Annotated in this window: 17 protein-coding genes; 7 read left to right on the top strand and 10 right to left on the bottom strand. The window is 45.3% G+C overall.

Annotated elements, in window-relative coordinates:
* Window positions 1-2 precede the first annotated feature (2 nt).
* From DES40_RS03375 to DES40_RS03345, 7 genes are all read left to right on the top strand, one after another.
* Window positions 3-926 carry a polyprenyl synthetase family protein gene (locus DES40_RS03375; protein WP_170144866.1) on the top strand — a complete coding sequence of 308 codons (924 nt, stop codon included), beginning with the start codon at window positions 3-5 and terminating at the stop codon, window positions 924-926.
* 86 nt (window positions 927-1,012) lie between these two features.
* Complete coding sequence (locus DES40_RS03370) at window positions 1,013-1,870, top strand: ABC transporter ATP-binding protein (protein WP_170144865.1); 858 nt, start codon at window positions 1,013-1,015, stop codon at window positions 1,868-1,870.
* Window positions 1,867-2,970, top strand: coding sequence for an ABC transporter permease (locus DES40_RS03365; RefSeq protein ID WP_121099141.1), 1,104 nt, complete (start codon window positions 1,867-1,869; stop codon window positions 2,968-2,970). The genes DES40_RS03370 and DES40_RS03365 overlap by 4 nt, the downstream gene beginning before the upstream one ends.
* 84 nt (window positions 2,971-3,054) lie before the next feature.
* Window positions 3,055-3,714: a fatty acid desaturase gene (locus DES40_RS03360; protein ID WP_121100388.1), complete on the top strand. Its 660-nt coding sequence runs from the start codon at window positions 3,055-3,057 to the stop codon at window positions 3,712-3,714.
* Window positions 3,711-4,214 (top strand): sterol desaturase family protein, encoded by a 504-nt coding sequence (locus tag DES40_RS03355; RefSeq protein WP_121099140.1) that lies wholly within the window; start codon window positions 3,711-3,713, stop codon window positions 4,212-4,214. The genes DES40_RS03360 and DES40_RS03355 overlap by 4 nt, the downstream gene beginning before the upstream one ends.
* Window positions 4,207-4,845, top strand: a complete 639-nt coding sequence (gene aat / locus DES40_RS03350) for a leucyl/phenylalanyl-tRNA--protein transferase (RefSeq protein WP_121099139.1) — start codon at window positions 4,207-4,209, stop codon at window positions 4,843-4,845. The genes DES40_RS03355 and aat overlap by 8 nt, the downstream gene beginning before the upstream one ends.
* Window positions 4,846-5,071: 226 nt before the next feature.
* Window positions 5,072-6,634, top strand: coding sequence for a DEAD/DEAH box helicase (locus tag DES40_RS03345; protein WP_121100386.1), 1,563 nt, complete (start codon window positions 5,072-5,074; stop codon window positions 6,632-6,634).
* Window positions 6,635-6,657: 23 nt separating this feature from the next.
* Here DES40_RS03345 and DES40_RS03340 read toward each other — a convergent pair whose 3' ends face one another.
* The 10 genes from DES40_RS03340 to DES40_RS03295 all read right to left on the bottom strand — a co-directional run bounded on the left by DES40_RS03340 (window position 6,658) and on the right by DES40_RS03295 (window position 17,476).
* Window positions 6,658-7,635, bottom strand: coding sequence for an alpha/beta hydrolase (locus DES40_RS03340; protein WP_170144864.1), 978 nt, complete (start codon window positions 7,633-7,635; stop codon window positions 6,658-6,660).
* An 85-nt stretch (window positions 7,636-7,720) separates the two neighbouring features.
* Window positions 7,721-8,320 carry a glutathione S-transferase N-terminal domain-containing protein gene (locus tag DES40_RS03335; protein WP_121099137.1) on the bottom strand — a complete coding sequence of 200 codons (600 nt, stop codon included), beginning with the start codon at window positions 8,318-8,320 and terminating at the stop codon, window positions 7,721-7,723.
* Between the two features lie 44 nt (window positions 8,321-8,364).
* Window positions 8,365-9,945, bottom strand: a complete 1,581-nt coding sequence (gene guaA, locus DES40_RS03330; RefSeq protein WP_121099136.1) for a glutamine-hydrolyzing GMP synthase — start codon at window positions 9,943-9,945, stop codon at window positions 8,365-8,367.
* Window positions 9,942-11,237: an RsmB/NOP family class I SAM-dependent RNA methyltransferase gene (locus DES40_RS03325; RefSeq protein WP_121099135.1), complete on the bottom strand. Its 1,296-nt coding sequence runs from the start codon at window positions 11,235-11,237 to the stop codon at window positions 9,942-9,944. Before DES40_RS03325 ends, guaA begins: the two co-directional genes overlap by 4 nt.
* Window positions 11,237-11,644, bottom strand: coding sequence for an MAPEG family protein (locus DES40_RS03320; protein WP_121099134.1), 408 nt, complete (start codon window positions 11,642-11,644; stop codon window positions 11,237-11,239). The genes DES40_RS03325 and DES40_RS03320 overlap by 1 nt, the downstream gene beginning before the upstream one ends.
* 9 nt (window positions 11,645-11,653) lie before the next feature.
* Entirely contained in the window at window positions 11,654-13,111 is a 1,458-nt protein-coding gene (gene guaB / locus DES40_RS03315) for an IMP dehydrogenase (RefSeq protein WP_121099133.1), read from the bottom strand.
* Window positions 13,112-13,202: 91 nt separating this feature from the next.
* The gene (locus tag DES40_RS03310; RefSeq protein WP_233345386.1) at window positions 13,203-13,964 is read right to left on the bottom strand and encodes an RlmE family RNA methyltransferase; all 762 of its coding nucleotides are present in this window, start codon (window positions 13,962-13,964) and stop codon (window positions 13,203-13,205) included.
* Window positions 13,954-15,147: a Ppx/GppA phosphatase family protein gene (locus tag DES40_RS03305; RefSeq protein WP_121099132.1), complete on the bottom strand. Its 1,194-nt coding sequence runs from the start codon at window positions 15,145-15,147 to the stop codon at window positions 13,954-13,956. Before DES40_RS03305 ends, DES40_RS03310 begins: the two co-directional genes overlap by 11 nt.
* 131 nt (window positions 15,148-15,278) lie before the next feature.
* The gene (locus DES40_RS03300; RefSeq protein WP_121099131.1) at window positions 15,279-17,024 is read right to left on the bottom strand and encodes a SulP family inorganic anion transporter; all 1,746 of its coding nucleotides are present in this window, start codon (window positions 17,022-17,024) and stop codon (window positions 15,279-15,281) included.
* Between the two features lie 23 nt (window positions 17,025-17,047).
* A complete protein-coding gene (locus DES40_RS03295) occupies window positions 17,048-17,476 on the bottom strand; it encodes a beta-lactamase hydrolase domain-containing protein (RefSeq protein ID WP_121099130.1) in 429 nt (142 codons plus the stop codon).
* Window positions 17,477-17,478 lie beyond the last annotated feature (2 nt).

The following is a 17,478-nucleotide window of genomic DNA, read 5'->3' as shown; positions in this document are numbered from 1 at the left end:
GCGTGAGCGATACCCAGTCAAATATCCATTCCTTGAATGCTAGCGCCGATGTTGACATTATTCAGGCTGCAATAGAGGCCCGCCTCACCGAATTAGTGCCCTCAGATAAAACTTGGCCAGTGCGCCTCCATGAGGCACAAAGACACGCCCTGCTCTCTCCGGGTAAACGCTTTCGGCCGTTATTATGTGTGCTGATAACTCATGGCGCGTCCAATGATCCAATCTTGCGTAAAGCCTCTATAGATGTAGGTTGCGTGGCCGAAATGGTTCACGCGGCCTCTCTGATACTCGATGATTTACCTTGTATGGACAATGCTGCACTGCGTCGCAACCAGCCGACAACGCATTTAGCTTTTGATGAAAGCACAGCCATTTTAAGCGCAACGGCGCTTTTAAATCGTGCCTTTGGTGTTTTGTCGCGCCTACACAATATAATTCCTGAAACACGCGTCGCATTAGTTGATTTACTGTCTTATTCAGTTGGTTCTACGGGTCTAATCGCAGGTCAAATGGCCGACCTTGCTAATCATAGCCCTGACAATAATCTTCAGGACGTTGAACGTCTTAACTACCTTAAAACCGGGGCCTTGTTTGAATATGCTATCTACAGCGCCGCTATTTTGACTAATTTATCTGTAGGTCAAAAAGAAGAGCTAAAAGATTTTTCATATCATCTGGGTTTAGCCTTTCAGCTCTTAGATGACTTGAAAGATGTTCAGATGAAGGAGGTTGAAGCTGAAAAGTCTGTGGGTCGCGATATTGGCAAAACAACTATATTAGCACTCTTAGGTACAAAAAACTCCAAAAAGACTCTACTTTCTTATCTCGATTCCGCCAAATCTTCTTTACAAAAAGCTGGATTGCAGAATGCGACGGCGCTTGATGCGTTGATTGAGCGACAATTCGCATTTTTAAATCAAGTGTAGTGGTGAATGGACCTTACAGCCCGGCCTTATCTGTTTCAGAATTATCTGTTTCTTATGGGGCCTATCAAGCTGTCAAAAGCTTGTCTTTGGATGTTGAAACTGGTGAACTTATAGGGGTTATCGGCCCCAACGGCGCTGGCAAGACAAGTTTTATCAAAGCTTTATGTGGACACGTTCAATCGCAGGGGCGAATATTAATTGAAGGTCACCCGATAAAGCAAAGACAAGACCGCCGCAATCTTATCGGTCTCGTACCCCAAGACATTGGCCTCTATCCTTACTTAACTGCACAGGAGAATTTAGACGTCCTTGCACGCATGATAGGGGTGAAAAACAGACATCGCAAAGAACGGGTTCAAGAAGCCTTACAAACCGTTGGTTTGACAAATAAGGCGAATAGCCTTGTATCGTCTCTTTCAGGCGGAATGAAACGCAGGTTAAATGTTGCGGCAGCGATAATGCACGATCCATCAATCATTATTTTTGATGAACCTACCGCTGGTATTGATACGCCTGCTAGGGAGTCGGTTTATCATTTAGCATGGAAAATTGCCAAGCAAGGCAAAGTCGTCATTTTAGTGAGCCATGAATTGGAGCTCATCGAATCTTTGTGTGACAAACTATTGATATTGCAACACGGGGAATGCTTTGCCTTTGATAGCCCAAGAAAGATTCTGTTATCTCATTTCGAAGCTAAGCTCAAAGTTAATCTAAAACTGAGTTCTCTACCAAGCCCGTCTGTTAAAAACATCCTGAGAACATTCAAGTTTGTGCCAAGTAATGTTGCTAAGACACAGTGGACTACTGAAACGTCAAGGCAGGAGTCCTTATTTATCAAAGATCTTAATCTTGCACTTGGTGAGCAAAAGGAACATGTCCGAAGTGTTTCCTTTGACAGGCCTGATATAACAGACTTGTTTACCCTTTTAGAGACATCACAATGATTTACGCTGTGATGAAAACTATGGCTTTGCGGTTATGGCGCGATAAAGGCGCGCTCGTCTTGGCTTTTCTACTACCTGGTTTTATTTTTGCAGTTTTCGCGGCTATATTCTCGACCGCATCAGGCGGTGAGTTAGATTTAAGAGTTGGCCTTTTGGTAGATGATAACTCTCAACTCGCATCTCAACTGTCAAAGGCGATACATGAAAGTGCTGCTTTTGAGGTTATCACAAATGACAATTGGGACGCCGAAGATATTAAGAAACAAGTGCGTCTAGGAGATGTGGACATTGGGCTCATCATTCACGAAAATGCCCCCTACCCTCATTTTACTATTTTCGAAGACCCAAACCGTAAGGTCGCCACATCAGTTGTGAAAGGGCAACTTCGTCAAATTTTAAGTGAGGCCAATGAGGTTGAATCTCTGAGCGGAAACTCACAAAACAGTTTGTTTACAACCTTGACGGCGATGCCGGCACGTGAGGGCTCTGATCGTTTAGATAAGTCGGTGACTTATTATGTCGGCGCGACCGCTATTTTGTTTTTGATGTTCGCAGCTATGCAAGGGGCCGCAATATCAATAGAAGAGCGTCGCTCAGGCTTGTCAGAACGCTTGATGGTCGGTTTAAAAGGAAGCCTGTTAATGTTGGCGGGTAAATTATTGTTCTTGACGCTTATAGGGTTTATACAGAGCTTGACGATTATCGCTGTTGCGGCCATTTTTTTTGAATTAGAAGTATTGTCTCTAATTGGCTCGCTAACGCTCATGTCATTCGGTGCGGCACTGCTTTCTTCGGCCTTAGCACTCTTTACGGCTTCACTTTGCAGCACGCAGTCCCAAATGCATTCCGTTTCTACTTTTATCGTTTTGTTGTTTGCTGCAATCGGCGGATCCATGGTCCCTCGTTTCATGATGCCAAGCTGGCTCCAAGATGCAGGAATGATTACGCCAAATTATTGGGTCATAGAGGGGTATTATGGTCTTCTGCAGCGAGGGCAATCGGCCTTAGATATTTTGCCAATTTTTGGTGTTATCTATATTTCGTCTATCGTGCTATTTTTAACGACGAGTATTATTACTTACAAATTAATGAGAAGCTGATTGAGTAAGGCGCATGTCATAAGTCGAAAGCCGTATAATTGGCTCTATGGCCTTGGTTTAGCCTTTATCATTGTCTCTGCTTGGATGTGCGTGCACCTCTACAGCGTCTTCGTCCACGACTTAAACGCGCCATTATGGCAAACTCTTGGCCTGATTACATTACAGTGCTGGCTATATACAGGCGTGTTTATTGTCGCGCATGACACTATGCACGGCTCATTATTTCCGAGACATCCAAAATTCAACAGCGTCGTTGGTCACGTTATTCTGTTCATTTACGCTGGGTTTAACTGGACCACGCTTAAACATGCTCACCTTGACCATCATAGATACTCTGGTTCCTCAAAGGATCCAGACTTTCATTCTAAAAACCCTCATGATTTTTGGCCTTGGTACTTTAAGTTTTTCCGGCAATATTTTGGGTTGCGACAGGTCTTAACACTCATAACCTTTACCTTAATCTATCTCTTTGTCTTGAAGGCTAGCTATTTAAATACGATCGTGATGTGGGCTATCCCCGCATTGTTGTCATCCGTTCAGCTGTTTTATTTCGGCACTTATCTTACGCACAGACAAAGAACGGCGTTTTCTGATCATCATAACGCCCGTAGTAATAACTATCCCCGTTTGCTCTCCCTTTTGACATGTTTTCATTTTGGTTATCATCACGAACATCACCTTTATCCACACGAGCCTTGGTGGAGACTGCCACTTAGAAAAAACCATAAGGCCACAAACACATGAATTGGCTTACCGCTTTATTGATTCTTACTGTGAGCGTAATTGGGATGGAGGCTTTCGCCTGGATAGTTCATAAATTCATCATGCATGGCCGCCTTGGATGGAGGTGGCATGAAAGCCATCACATTGAAACAAAGGGCCCATTTGAAAAAAATGACCTTTATACAATTTGCTTTAGTTTTATTGCTGCAACTTTATTCATAATTGGGTCTATGGGGCACCCCGTTATTTGGATGGTCGCTCTTGGGTTGACTGTTTATGGCGTGCTGTATGGCATTGTGCATGATGGTTTGGTGCATCGAAGGTGGCCCGTATATATCCGCACGCCCAACGGATATCTAAAGCGTCTTGTACAGGCCCATAGACTACATCACGCAGTGCATACGCGTGAGGGTGCTGTGTCTTATGGGTTTTTATATGCGCAAGACATCCGAAAGCTTAAGGCGCAGTTGAAAAAGACACACACGCCAAAAGACTCAATGCAAAACGGCAATCATGACTGAAACTACGCATCTAAACTCAGCCGTCGAAGCTTTGTTGCAGTGTTATAAAGACGGCGTTTTTCCTATGTCAGATTCCCGGGACGACACATCTGTTTTTGTCTTAGACCCAGAACTACGCGGCGTAATCCCTCTAGATGGACTTCATATATCTAAATCGCTTAGAAAGTTTATGCGCAAATCAGATTGGACAGTGCGATATAATGCGGATTTTGCTTCCGTAATCGAACTCTGCGCAGAACTCGCTGAAGATCGAAAAGATACGTGGATTAGCTTCGGTTTGGAGAGTTTATATATTGCTTTGCATGAAAAAGGATATGCCTATTCAGTGGCTGTTTATGAGGATGACAAACTTATAGGGGGCTTATACGGGGTAAGCATTGGGGCGGCCTTTTTTGGAGAGAGTATGGTTTCACGTAGAACCAACGCAAGCAAAGTCGCCCTTGTTGGTTTGGTTAAAGCACTAAATCAGCAGGGCTATCAATTATTAGATACGCAGTTTCTAACGCCCCATCTAGCAAGCCTTGGTGGAATTGAAATACCGCGAAGGATATACCAAAAACATCTAAAACAAGCTCTGCAAAGCGAAGCAAAGTTTCAAACAGGCAATATTGATGTGAGGACCTTAATTTGAACGATTCAGCCGTTCAGCCCTGTTGTATTGTCTCACGACTTGACGTGGAATAATCCATGACTATGTTGCGCGGAATTAAGCGGGACGAACCCGCCGTATTTCGTCGAAAAGTTGACACTGTTTGAGCGCCTCCGAAGATATCACAGAAGTCCCTGCGGACGAAGCCGTTGACGTAACTTTCAAAGCGTTAGGCTTGGCCCCTAAAATTCTCAAAGCCCTTGATGATATGGGCTATGAGAAGCCGACGCCTATTCAGGCGCGCGCTATTCCTGCTGCGTTGCAGCAACGTGACGTTTTGGGCATAGCTCAAACTGGCACAGGGAAAACAGGAGCCTTTACTCTACCGACATTACATAAGCTCTCAAAAGGCCGCGCACGCGCACGCATGCCAAGATGCCTTATCATTTGCCCCACTCGTGAATTAGCGGCACAGGCGGCAGAAAATGTCGAACTTTATGGAAAATATTTAAAACTAGAAATGGCCCTTTTGATAGGCGGCGTTTCTTTTGCAGAGCAAGACAAAAAGTTGATGAAGGGAGTGGACATTCTAATTGCCACCCCTGGTCGACTGTTGGATCAATTTGAACGAGGTAAGATTTTAATGACAGGTGTTCAAACGCTTGTCGTTGATGAAGCAGATCGTATGCTTGATATGGGGTTCATACCTGATATCGAAAAGATATTTAAGTTAACGCCATTTACGCGTCAGGTACTGTTCTTCTCGGCGACTATGCCAAATGAAATTAAACGGCTGGTTGACCAATTTCTTCACCAGCCTGTCACCATCCAAGTGGCGCGCCAGTCAACAACGGCTGAAACAGTACGTCAGCGGATTATCCGCATGCCCTCCTCAGATCCGAAACAAAAGCGGACAGCGTTAAGATGGATAATAGACCAAGAAGATGTCGATAATGGCATTATATTCTGCAACCGCAAAAAAGATGTCGACATCGTCGCCAAATCTCTTTCCGTTCATGGAAAGTCTGCAGCGCCGATTCATGGGGACTTAGCACAATCCTTACGTACAGAGACTTTGGAGTCATTCAAAAATGGTGAAATTAAATTCTTAGTGGCGAGTGATGTGGCTGCGCGTGGCCTTGATGTACCCACGGTTAGTCATGTTTTCAATTATGATGTTCCCAACCATTCTGAAGACTATGTCCATCGTATTGGCCGAACAGGTCGTGCAGGCCGTGAAGGCGATACGGTTATGCTTGTTGCGCGTCTAGATGAGCGTAACTATCAAGATATTCTTGACCTTATTAAGGTGGATTCTATCGAAGAAATTGAAGTCCCGGGTATAGAAGACTTCCCTAAGGACGGCGGACGCCGTCAATCACGGGGACGAAGCGATAAAAAAGGAACTCGAAACAATCGAGGCCGAACTGATCGGGGTAATCGACCTTCTCGTAATAAGTCAGAGGATAGCAAACAAGCTAACAGTCAAGCCTCGAACACGGAAGGCGCAAAAATAGAATCCGTTAAAACGGATACATCAAGCAAACCTAAATCATCGAGACGTAAAGCACCGCGAAAAGTTTCGACAACAGACGACAAAATAGAAGCAAAGAATTCAGAAGAAAAAGATTTAACGCATCTGGATAGCAATAACGGGGCAAAAGAAAAGCCTTCAAACTCACGACGTAACAATAGCGCCAATAAGAAAAAAACGAGTTCAAATCAGTCACGTCAGGACAGAAACAAACAAAAATCACGTGACAGAAATGGTTTGCCAGAGAATAAAGATGCTGGTTTTGGTGGAGTTGTACCTGACTTCTTTAATCTTTAATAAGATGCTCTAAAGGCCTGTAATTATTTGCCTTTAATGCTTTCTGCCAGTGTTTCTATTTCTTGAAATATCGAAAATACAACGGCATTTGATTCTTGGGGTAAACAATGCCCTGTTCCAGGGTAAGTCACAGCTCTACAATGTGGAAGTCGGTCCTGACACGCCATTTGATTTGTGGCATTCGAAACGAAACTATCTATTTCTGCACTCGCTATGTAAATGGGCACACGAATGCTCTCTAAATAACCTTCTTCGCGAATGTAGAGGCTACTCTCAAAAAACTCTGCACCCCACTGGTTTGTCACGTCGCCAACCCGCTCATTAGGCCTATTTGTAAACACTGCGTCACGTAAATATAGGCGTTTGGGATTTGAACTGCAGAGCTCAATACCCGCAACTGTATAGTCTTCGCCAACTGGTTTCCAGTTTCCTCCCCCAAAAACGTAACGTTTTGATTGCCCAATAGAACGCATGAAATTCATTAACTTAAGAGCTTTATTAAACTCCATTTCGCCTGCCTTTGGCTCAATTGCCGGGGCTAAAAGAGCTAATCCATCAACTAGACCTGGATGATCCCCTGCCAGACGCAGAGCAACATGCCCACCAAATGAAATGCCCAAAGGTATAATTGTTTGTTCCTGATTAAAGTTCTGAGATTTTATGAAGTCGGCAACGTCGTCGGAATAGATTGAAAAATCATCGACCCATAGTTTTTCTGGTTGGCTTTTGAAATGTCTGTCAGATCCACCCTGCCCGCGTAAGTCCAAACCAATGACGTGAAATCCTCGTTCGGCTAACAAGTCAATATGCTCCCCATACATGGATAAAGTCGCCGTATAGCCAGGTATAAGAATTAAAGATGTATCAGCGGCCCCTTGATTACCAGTTTCTCCCCATCTCAATTGAGTTCCATCACTGGTATCGAATGTTTTCCATACCCAGTCTTGCGGCATGGACGGTACGCTAAACTTGTCAACTTGGGACTGATAGTCTGCAGTCACCTCAAACGGTTTATAACGTTTTTCAGGCCAAAAAAGGCACGCTAAAATTAGACTTACAACACCAATAACTAGAAGGATAAAAATTTTACGCATCAGGGTAACCGTAGGTGGCCTTATAATGAGGGTCATTGACAAATTTGGCATGCCATTGTGCCAAATTAGGCGCCCGCTCATGCCAGTTAATGTGAGCCGCCCGCCATGAAGCATAATCTAAAGAGGCAATTATGGCGACGTTTCCGAATGTCCAACTATCACCTAGCCATTGTGATATCTTATCCAATGTTTCGATACTCTGTAAAATAGCGGTTTCATGGCGTAAAATCATCGAATTCCAATGCAGCGCCTCAGGTCGTACAGTTTCCTGTTTATAATTATAAACAGCGTCTCCCAACCCATCACCAAGAGCGTGTTGCCACTTATTCAAGAAGTGCAAATGATTATCTCTTGGCAATAAAGGTGTATCGGACAGACTATCTAAATATTCACAAATAACGGGACTATCGAAAAGAAACTGCCCTTTTTGCCATTCTAACGCGGGGATTTTACCTAAGGGATTATCTCCGGCTAGATACCCTTTTTTGCTATCTTTTTTAGGCTCAACTTCCTCTACATCTAAACCGTGTAACCGAGATAGTATCATCGCCTTCCGGGCAAATGGGGATATGGAAAGACAAAATAATTTCACTCGTAAACCCTATCAATTACCCGGGCCGCCAAAAAACGATTATTCTATTCCCACTCAATCGTTCCGGGGGGCTTTGAAGTTACATCATAAACCACTCGGTTCACTCCACGTACTTCATTAATAATGCGTGTGGCGGTCTCCCCTAAAAACTCATGGCTATAGGGATAGTAATCGGCCGTCATTCCATCCGTAGATGTCACAGCCCTAAGCGCCAAAACATAATCATATGTCCGACTGTCTCCCATTACGCCAACAGTTTTTACTGGCAGAATAACCGCGAAGGCCTGCCAAATATCATTATAAAGACCATGTTTCTTTATTTGATCAAGATAGATAGCATCTGCCTCACGCAAGATGTCTAAACGCTCTTTGGTGATTTCACCTGGGCAACGAATTGCGAGTCCGGGCCCAGGGAAAGGGTGACGTTCCACAAAGTCATCGTGCAATCCTAATTCACGACCTAATGCACGCACCTCATCCTTAAATAATTCCCGTAGAGGCTCCACGAGCTCCAAGTCCATACGCTCAGGTAACCCGCCTACATTATGATGAGACTTAATCGTCACGGATGGGCCACCATCAAATGACACGCTCTCAATCACATCAGGATATAGAGTGCCTTGTGCGAGGAATTTTGCGCCGCCAACGGATTTGGCCTCTCGTTCAAAAATATCAATGAAAGTTCCACCGATAATTTTACGTTTTTTCTCTGGGTCACTAACCCCGTCTAATAACCCTAAAAACTCTTTACCTGCATCAACGTGAATAAGGTTGATGTCATAATGATCTCGGAACAGTGAAGTGACTTGCTCGCTCTCACCTTTCCGCATCATGCCTGTATCAACGTAAACACAGGTTAATTGGTCACCGATGGCTTGGTGAATAAGTATGGCCGCAACAGAGCTGTCCACCCCGCCCGATAAGCCGCAAATAACCTTACCTGAGCCAACTTGAGATTGGATTGCTGCGATCATTTCATCTTTAAAGGCCGCCATAGTCCAGTCGCCTTTGAAACCAGCCACCTTGTGAGTGAAGTTGCGAAGCACTTCAGCCCCGTTCTGAGTATGCATAACTTCGGGATGGAACTGCACGCCATAAAACTTTCGGCCCTCATCTGCTATCGCAGCGAAAGGGGCGTTTGGAGATTTTCCAATAATTTCAAACCCTTCTGGTAATTTATTAACGCGGTCACCATGTGACATCCAGACCCGCTCAACTTGCCCAACATCAGCTATACCTTCAAATAAAGGGCTTTTGGCAACGACTTCTAAATCAGCACGACCAAACTCTTGTTCGTCCGAAGTTTCTACAGAACCGCCTAATTGAGCACACATAGTTTGCTGACCGTAGCAAATCCCTAAGACCGGCACACCTAATCGCCAAATGGCTTCATGCGCACGCGGGGTACCTGTCCCTATGACACTGCTTGGTCCGCCTGAAAGAATGACAGCTTTGGGAGAAAACTTTTCAAGCAAGGCCTCATCGACACGATTATAGGGATGAACTTCACTATAGACACCACTTTCTCGTACGCGGCGCGCAATAAGCTTTGTAACTTGTGATCCAAAATCAACTATCAACAATTGCTCGTGCTGATCGACAATTTTTTCATGCGTATCTGTCATTTTTGTCTTTCCATAACGGCAAAAAAGAACCCGTCTGTTTGAGTTGATGCTGGTGTTAGTGTCAAACTACATCCATCGGCAGACCATGGTTTTGGTGCATCTACACCAAATTTTTCTTCCCAAACTTCACCGGCGGATAATAGGGCAAAGTTTTCATGGTTTTCTAAAAACTCATAGACTTGCGCTTCGTTTTCCTCGGCAAGCATAGAGCAGGTCACATAAAATAATAAACCACCTGGCCGTACAAAGCCTTTAGCACTGTTTAAGACTGAACGTTGCTCATTGTTGCGTCTTACAAGAGCGTCTTCAGATAAGCGCCATTTTGCATCCGGTTTACGGCGCCATGTTCCTACGCCAGTACATGGAGCATCAACCAGAACGCGGTCCATTTTCCCAACAAGGTCTTTAAGTGACTCAGAGGGAGGCTGCCGAACATCAATAATAGAGGCTCCCGCTCTTTGCGCTCTTTGATAAAGTGGGGATAAACGCCTTTTATCAATATCAAAACCGAAGACGGAGCCCTTATTTTCCATATCGGCCGCAAGAGCTAATGACTTCCCCCCGCCGCCTGCGCAGTAATCGAGTACCTTTTCACCAGGTTTTGCATCCACCAGAAGGCTAACGATTTGAGAGCCTTCATCCTGAATTTCAATCGCACCAGTCTGGTATTCTTCTTCAATTTGAACATTTGGCAGACGTGCATCAGCCAAAGCGGCTTCTACCCTCAATCCAATCGGAGAAATTTCGGTAGGCTTGATATTTTCAACATTCAGAGATTTCAAGATCTCACTTCGTTTGGCCTTTATCGTATTGACACGTAAATCCAAGGGCGGACGGCTAGTTAAGGCCTTACCTTCGGTTAAGGCCTCTTCATCAAAATTGGTTTCAAAGGCGGGCCATAACCATTCTGGTACATCCGCTTTAATCCAGTCTGGTGCCGCTTCGATATTTATGCTTCCAGAGAGTTTAGCTTGCTCGTCATTGGAAAGCATTGTGGGCGCATGTTCGTCCCCTTCAAATGCGTCCATTAATTCTTGAACGGTTCTTCCGCCCATAAACACAGCCGATGCCAAAGCAAGAGAACGAGGACTGTCGTCATCCATTCGAAACGCGAGAGAGCTTTTACACCGCAAGGCGTCGTGAACATAATTGCCAATTGCAGAACGATCTTTTGACCCTGCAAATCTGTGGGCTTTTCCCCAGTCACGTAACGCCATAGTCGCCGGGGTCTTACGCTCCAGAATGTCTTTCAACACCTCCGCAGCAGCTTGGATACGTCCACCTAATCGCATTATGAAAACACCTGTATAAACGCATGTAATAAAAGAAAAGTCACAGCGAGCGTACTCACTAAGAAACTAAGGAAACGCCAAGGAAAGATTATGTTCTTTGTTAATTGAACGAAGGCGTGAACGATACGCGCCACCACAAACACCCAAGCTGAAACGATGATAGTTTGCGTTATTGTTTCTGTCAGAATGAAAAACAAACATAATACGTAAAACAAAACGGGGAGTTCGAACTGATTTTTATAGTTGTCGCTTGCATTTACAACATGAACAGGAAAACCTGTCTTGCGTATTTCTTTGATACCTTCTTTTGCAACTCGACTTACGCGAGACCACGCCAGCCAAAAGAGAATGGAAACAGAAAGCGTTACCTGAACGAGGATTGGTAAATAAAGGGCGTTGTCTTCCATTTCATACCCCTAGCTTGGCATCGAGTAATTTGGTGCCTCGCGCGCAATATGCACATCATGCACATGGCTTTCTCGGAGTCCTGCATTGGTAATTCTTACAAACTCTGCGTTCTTATGGAGGTCTGGAATTGTTCGAGATCCAGTATAACCCATCGTTGCTCGAATCCCGCCCAAGAGTTGATGTAAAATAGGGCCTACGGGGCCTTTATAGGCTATACGGCCTTCAATCCCTTCTGGAACCAATTTCATAGAGTCATTGACTTCTTTTTGGAAGTATCGATCCGCGGAACCACGTGCCATTGCTGAAACAGACCCCATCCCACGGTAAGATTTGTAAGATCTACCTTGATAAAGGAATACCTCACCAGGAGTTTCTTCCGCGCCAGCCAGAAGAGAGCCGACCATTGCGCACTCTGCTCCAGCCGCCAGAGCCTTAGCCATGTCCCCAGAATACTTAATACCGCCATCGGCTATAACAGGGATACCCGCTTTTTTTGCGGCAGAGCAAGCATCCATAATCGCTGTTAATTGCGGCACGCCTACGCCAGCCACAATGCGTGTCGTGCAAATGGAGCCAGGACCAATGCCAACCTTAATGGCATCGGCGCCAGCTTTAATAAGAGCCTTTGCTGCTGAGGCAGTCGCTATATTGCCTGCAATGACTTGTGCATCAGGATAGTCAGTTTTGAGCCGTTTTACTGTCTCAATTACTTTAGAAGAGTGCCCATGCGCTGTATCGATAATCACAGCATCAGCACCCGCAGCAAACAACGCAACTGCACGCTCATATCCTGCTTCACCTACAGTCGAAGCCGCGGCCACCCGCAATCGCCCTTTTTCATCCTTACAAGCATTAGGGAAGCTCTCTGCTTTATCCATATCTTTGACAGTGATAAGGCCAACACAGTGATAATTGTCATCTACAACTAATAGGCGCTCAATCCGGTGTTTATGTAATAACGCCCTCGCCTCATCTTCTGAAGCTCCAGCTTTGACCGTGACAAGCTCTTTGGTCATTAAGTTGGAAACCAGCTCATGTGGGTCGGTTGTGAAACGGACGTCTCTATTAGTGACTATTCCAACTAGCTTTCCACTCTCTTCCACAACAGGAATACCAGAAATATTATGATGCTTACCAAGCGCAGATAGTTCGGCACGCGTTGCATTGGGACCAATAGTAATCGGGTTTACGACCATCCCTGATTCGTATCTTTTGACCTTCCGGACTTCTTCGGCTTGCTCATCAATTGACAAATTTCTATGGATTACACCAATGCCTCCAACTTGAGCCATTGCAATCGCTAAGTTTGCTTCGGTCACAGTATCCATTGCAGCGCTAACAAGCGGCACATTAATAGAAATGCGTTTTGTGAGGCGTGTCTTCAACACAGCATCTGCGGGTAAGATGTCTGAAGCCTGAGGCTGCAAAAGGACATCATCGAAGGTTAAACCTTCTCGAATCTCCATGGGAGTCTCCTATCTCTTTTGCAAGCGGGGGTTATCAGTAATTTTTAAGACTCGCAAATCTAAAACACAATTTTATAGACTTATTCTAGCTTTATATGCCTTCTAAGTCTGATTTCGGATTTTGAAGATTTAGTGCCACCAAATAGATTTCAGGACTTCCGGCCCGAGAGGATTTTGGCTTTGCGTGCTTCACCGTCTGAAAACGAGATTTCAGCTCACTTAATAATCTTTTTTCAGCGCCGCCTTGGAAAACCTTTGTCGCAAAGTGTCCCCCTGGGCGTAAAGTTCTCATAGCAAAATCAGCTGCCGCTTCTACAAGCGCGACGGTTTTCAAATGGTCAGTATTTTTATGCCCTGTCGTATTGGCCGCAAGATCTGACAAAACCACATCAGGAGCGCGACCTAATAAACTCTTTATCTTGTCAGGCGCATCTTCGGCCATGAAATCATATTCAAGTAGCGTTGCTCCTGCGATAACATCCACTGGCAATAAATCTATACCGATAACTTGCTCAGCGCCGCGCTTCATCGCGATTTGAACCCAACCGCCTGGCGCGCAGCCCAAATCAACAACAAGGCTATCTTTTTTTATAAGACCAAATTTATCATCAAGCTCTTCCAATTTAAATGCCGCCCGAGAACGATACCCTTTTATCTTGGCTTCCTTCACATAAGGGTCATTAATTTGGCGTTCGATCCATAACTTAGAGGAAATTTTACGCCCGCGAGCCGTTTTAACCTTTTTATGCATCATGCGCGTCGCATTATCTTTGTCAGCCTTAGGCGTTTTTCGGCCGCGTTTAGGGGATGTCGGCTTTGATCCGCTCATGCGCTTTGGAGTGTCACCCGTCATGGCTTAGTCCTGTTGTATCTAGCGTCGTTTCAGTATCAGCTTTAACAGACAAGACCGTCTCAGTCTCATTTTTCGCTCTTACCTCAGATGGTAATTGCCTAACACTCTGCTTGAGATTCATTAACCCCATTAGCATGCCTTCTCGAAGTCCTCTGTCTGCGACTCGGATCATTTTGCTGGGCCACTTTTCACAAAGTACATCCGTAATGGCACAACCCGCCACTAACAAACGCGAACGATCAGCCCCAATACATGGCTCCTTCGCTCGCTCAAGGGGGCTACGGCTGGCCATATCACGCGCGACTTTCACAGCGTCAGAAGATCGGAACCAAAGGCCATCGACCTTATCTCTTTGGTAATAAGGAAGTTTAAGGTGAATACTGGCGAGGGACGTAATGGTGCCTGAGGTTCCGATAATGTGACCTTTGCCTTGCTCGAAACTACGCGTGAACCGCGTGCTGCAACCCACCTCATCTATTGTATCTCGTACGAGTTGTTTCATTTCTTCATACCAAGTTTCTCGGTCATCGGTCTCAGGGATACGCTCTGAAAGCGTGACAACCCCCACAGGTAAGGATGCCCAAGCGCTTATTGGCGGTCTATGAATGCGCATTTCATGGTTAGGGTCGCGTAGCTTACGTATGTCCACCCAGCTTAACTCTGTCGACCCCCCGCCAATATCTACAACCAAAGCAACATCTTTTGTGGGGTCCACAAGATTAATGCATCCCATAACCGCTAATCTGGCTTCGACTCGGGGAGAAATAATTTCAAGAGAAATACCCGTTTCCTCTTTAACCCTTTTAAGAAAGGCTTCTCCATTACTCGCACGGCGGCAGGCTTCAGTAGCGATACAGCGCCAGCGTTTCACCTTTTTGGATTTCATTTTCCGCGCGCAAACGCCTAGCGCTTCAACCGCTGCATCCATACTTGTTTGCGATAAAGCTCCACTACTCGCTAAACCCTGACCAAGACGCACAACTTTTGAGTAGCTATCGATTATACGAAAGCTCTCACCATGCTCTTTGGCAATTAGAAGGCGACAATTATTCGTCCCTAAGTCTAAGGCCGCAAATGTAGCAGACGCCTGCCCGTTTTTACGGGCTCGCCTGCGGGACCGTCTCCGCTTGCCTTGGTCAGATACCGTCGGCGTCGCGGAGCCGGACGGTTCCGTGTCCGGCATGGTCTTCTCTCTCTTTGTGGCAGGATCGCGAGATGTCGCGCTTCACCGCCGGTTCCCTACCTTGCTAACGGATTAAAATGTTGTCGTAAATCTGAAAATGCACTTTGTGCAACGGTACGGACTAGGTCCGCCTAATGAATATCAATATGATCGGAAAATTGCGACCAATCAGGCTCAGGCCTTAAGGCCTCCATCGCATCATGTTGCGAAAGAAAAATTTCCCCACTCAATTCATCCAACAAATTTGAACGAAACAAGCGTTCTTTCACGCGGCTTTGCATATCGGAAAAATGTAGGTCGATATTTAGCATTTTCAAGCGCTTATTAATTTCGTGCAAACTAGAGAGTGCACTAGCATCAATTCGGCTAACAGCCGTACACATCAGCACAAGGTCACGCATTTCAGGACTATTAGAAATTAGTTCCGAAACGCGCTCTTCTAGATATCTTGCATTTGCATAATAAAGGCTCTCGTCTATTCGCAGCGTCTTCACTTGCTCGTTTGTCTCAACAATGAAACGCGAAGCATCACGATAGTGCTCAGTACCCGGAAAGCGACCAACTTCAGCTATATGCGGCCGCAAAGTTTGACGAATATGTAGTGCCATTGCCAGAATTACACCTATCAACACACCCCATTGCACACCGAACATTAGCACAGAGAGGAAGGTTGCCATTGCTGTCATGCCATCTGCGCGGCTGTACACCCAAGTCCGCCAAATATTTTTGAAGTCTAATAAAGATAAACAAGCGACAATAATCAATGCCGCTAAGACGGCTAGGGGCAAAGCTTTTAGCAAAGGGGTTAAGTATAATGCCGTTAAAGCCATGAAAAGCGCTGTAAATATATTTACCATCGGCGTCCGTCCGCCAGCCGATACATTGACGGCAGTGCGGGACATGCTCCCATTGATTGGGTAACCTCCTGTCATTCCAGCAACAAAATTCGAAGCTCCAAGCCCCAACAACTCACGATTTGTGTCTAATTTTGTTCGATTACGAGCTGCGAATTCTTGAGCCGTAGATGTGCTATCCACAAAGGCCACAATAGCAATAACAGCGGCTGACATGAGCAACCCTTCCATCGCTCCAAATGAGAGCGTAGGCACAGCAAATGGCGGCAGTCCTCCTGGCACCATCCCAACGATTGATAAGTCGTAATTTTTATATAAACCAAAGCTAGAGCTTATACCGATATAAACAAAAATAACCGCAATCGGTGTAAGTTTAGATATAAGCTTAGCGAGCTTAGCTTTGACACCTGTCTTCACCAAAGCAAAAGCCATATAGCGGTTAACTAAGAACAAAATTACACAGGCCGATATCCCCACTATCATGGCAATGGGTTTTGCATTCGGTAAATTGCTAGAGAAGGAGGTCACTAGTCCTAATGCAGTCGTTCCTGATGCTGAAATTCCAAAAATGTGTTTGATTTGGGAGATGATGATAAGAAGGGCAGCCCCTGTTATATAGGCTGAAACCACAGGGCGAGAAACAAAGTTCATGAGAAACCCCCCTCGTAAAAGCCCTGCAATCATCAACATTATGCCTGTCATAAATGCCAATAGTGCGGCGCTTACCAAGCGTGTTTCTTCTGGCAATGTTGCAATACATGCTGCCGTCATAAGAGAAATGACGGCAGTTGGGCCAACTGATAACTGCCGAGAAGACCCCAGTAGAGCATAAGCAATTAGGGGAAAGATTGATACGTAAATGCCTAGTTGCGGGGGCAGTCCCGCCAGCAAAGCATATGCTAGGCATTGTGGAACAAGCAAGATAGAAACAATAACAGAAGCAATCAAATCATCACTTAAAACAGAGGTCGAATAGCCATCGAGCCATTCAAAATGCTGTTTAAAAGAGTGCTTCACGCTCATTGTAAAGTTTCCGTTTCTGGCGCTTATGCACCACCTTCGTCTTGGGAAAAAGCTCTGAGCGAAGGATAAATCTGCTCTAGATTATACGGGGAATTGTTTAAAGCCTCGATAACGCTGTCTGCTCCCATAGATTTAACATGAGCAAACCCCCAAAGCGCTGCCGAGCGCATCCCACTGGCACAATAAGCCACAATCGGCCGAGGCATTTCACCATACGCCTCTACACTAGCTTCAATAATTTCCAGTGAAAGCCCGCCTGCCATAGGTATGAAATTATAAGGCATATCTATGGCAAGCGCGGCGGATTCGATTTCATCAGATGTGGGCTGATTTAACGCTTCACGTTCGGGTCGATTATTGATGAGTGATTGAACCCCCTTCTCATGGAGGTCAATCAGTTGCTCAGGTAAAAGCTGTCCTGTGACAAAAACTTTTCCAGGCAGTTCGTGCATAA

The sequence above is a fragment of the Litorimonas taeanensis genome (genome assembly GCF_003634015.1).
GTDB lineage: Bacteria > Pseudomonadota > Alphaproteobacteria > Caulobacterales > Maricaulaceae > Litorimonas > Litorimonas taeanensis.
Note: the sequence above shows the minus strand (reverse complement) of the source record. Positions and strands in the feature narration are given on the sequence as shown.

Bases quoted from the DNA above. Each gene is read 5' to 3' on its own strand.
- DES40_RS03325 (WP_121099135.1), bottom strand. From the start codon at position 11,237: ATGCGATTAGGTGGACGTATCCAAGCTGCTGCGGAGGTGTTGAAAGAC.
- aat (WP_121099139.1), top strand. From the start codon at position 4,207: ATGACTGAAACTACGCATCTAAACTCAGCCGTCGAAGCTTTGTTGCAG.
- DES40_RS03295 (WP_121099130.1), bottom strand. From the start codon at position 17,476: ATGCACGAACTGCCTGGAAAAGTTTTTGTCACAGGACAGCTTTTACCT.
- DES40_RS03300 (WP_121099131.1), bottom strand. From the start codon at position 17,024: ATGAGCGTGAAGCACTCTTTTAAACAGCATTTTGAATGGCTCGATGGC.
- DES40_RS03360 (WP_121100388.1), top strand. From the start codon at position 3,055: ATGTGCGTGCACCTCTACAGCGTCTTCGTCCACGACTTAAACGCGCCA.
- DES40_RS03345 (WP_121100386.1), top strand. From the start codon at position 5,072: ATGGGCTATGAGAAGCCGACGCCTATTCAGGCGCGCGCTATTCCTGCT.
- guaB (WP_121099133.1), bottom strand. From the start codon at position 13,111: ATGGAGATTCGAGAAGGTTTAACCTTCGATGATGTCCTTTTGCAGCCT.
- DES40_RS03320 (WP_121099134.1), bottom strand. From the start codon at position 11,644: ATGGAAGACAACGCCCTTTATTTACCAATCCTCGTTCAGGTAACGCTT.
- DES40_RS03305 (WP_121099132.1), bottom strand. From the start codon at position 15,147: ATGCCGGACACGGAACCGTCCGGCTCCGCGACGCCGACGGTATCTGAC.
- guaA (WP_121099136.1), bottom strand. From the start codon at position 9,945: ATGACAGATACGCATGAAAAAATTGTCGATCAGCACGAGCAATTGTTG.
- DES40_RS03365 (WP_121099141.1), top strand. From the start codon at position 1,867: ATGATTTACGCTGTGATGAAAACTATGGCTTTGCGGTTATGGCGCGAT.
- DES40_RS03355 (WP_121099140.1), top strand. From the start codon at position 3,711: ATGAATTGGCTTACCGCTTTATTGATTCTTACTGTGAGCGTAATTGGG.
- DES40_RS03310 (WP_233345386.1), bottom strand. From the start codon at position 13,964: ATGACGGGTGACACTCCAAAGCGCATGAGCGGATCAAAGCCGACATCC.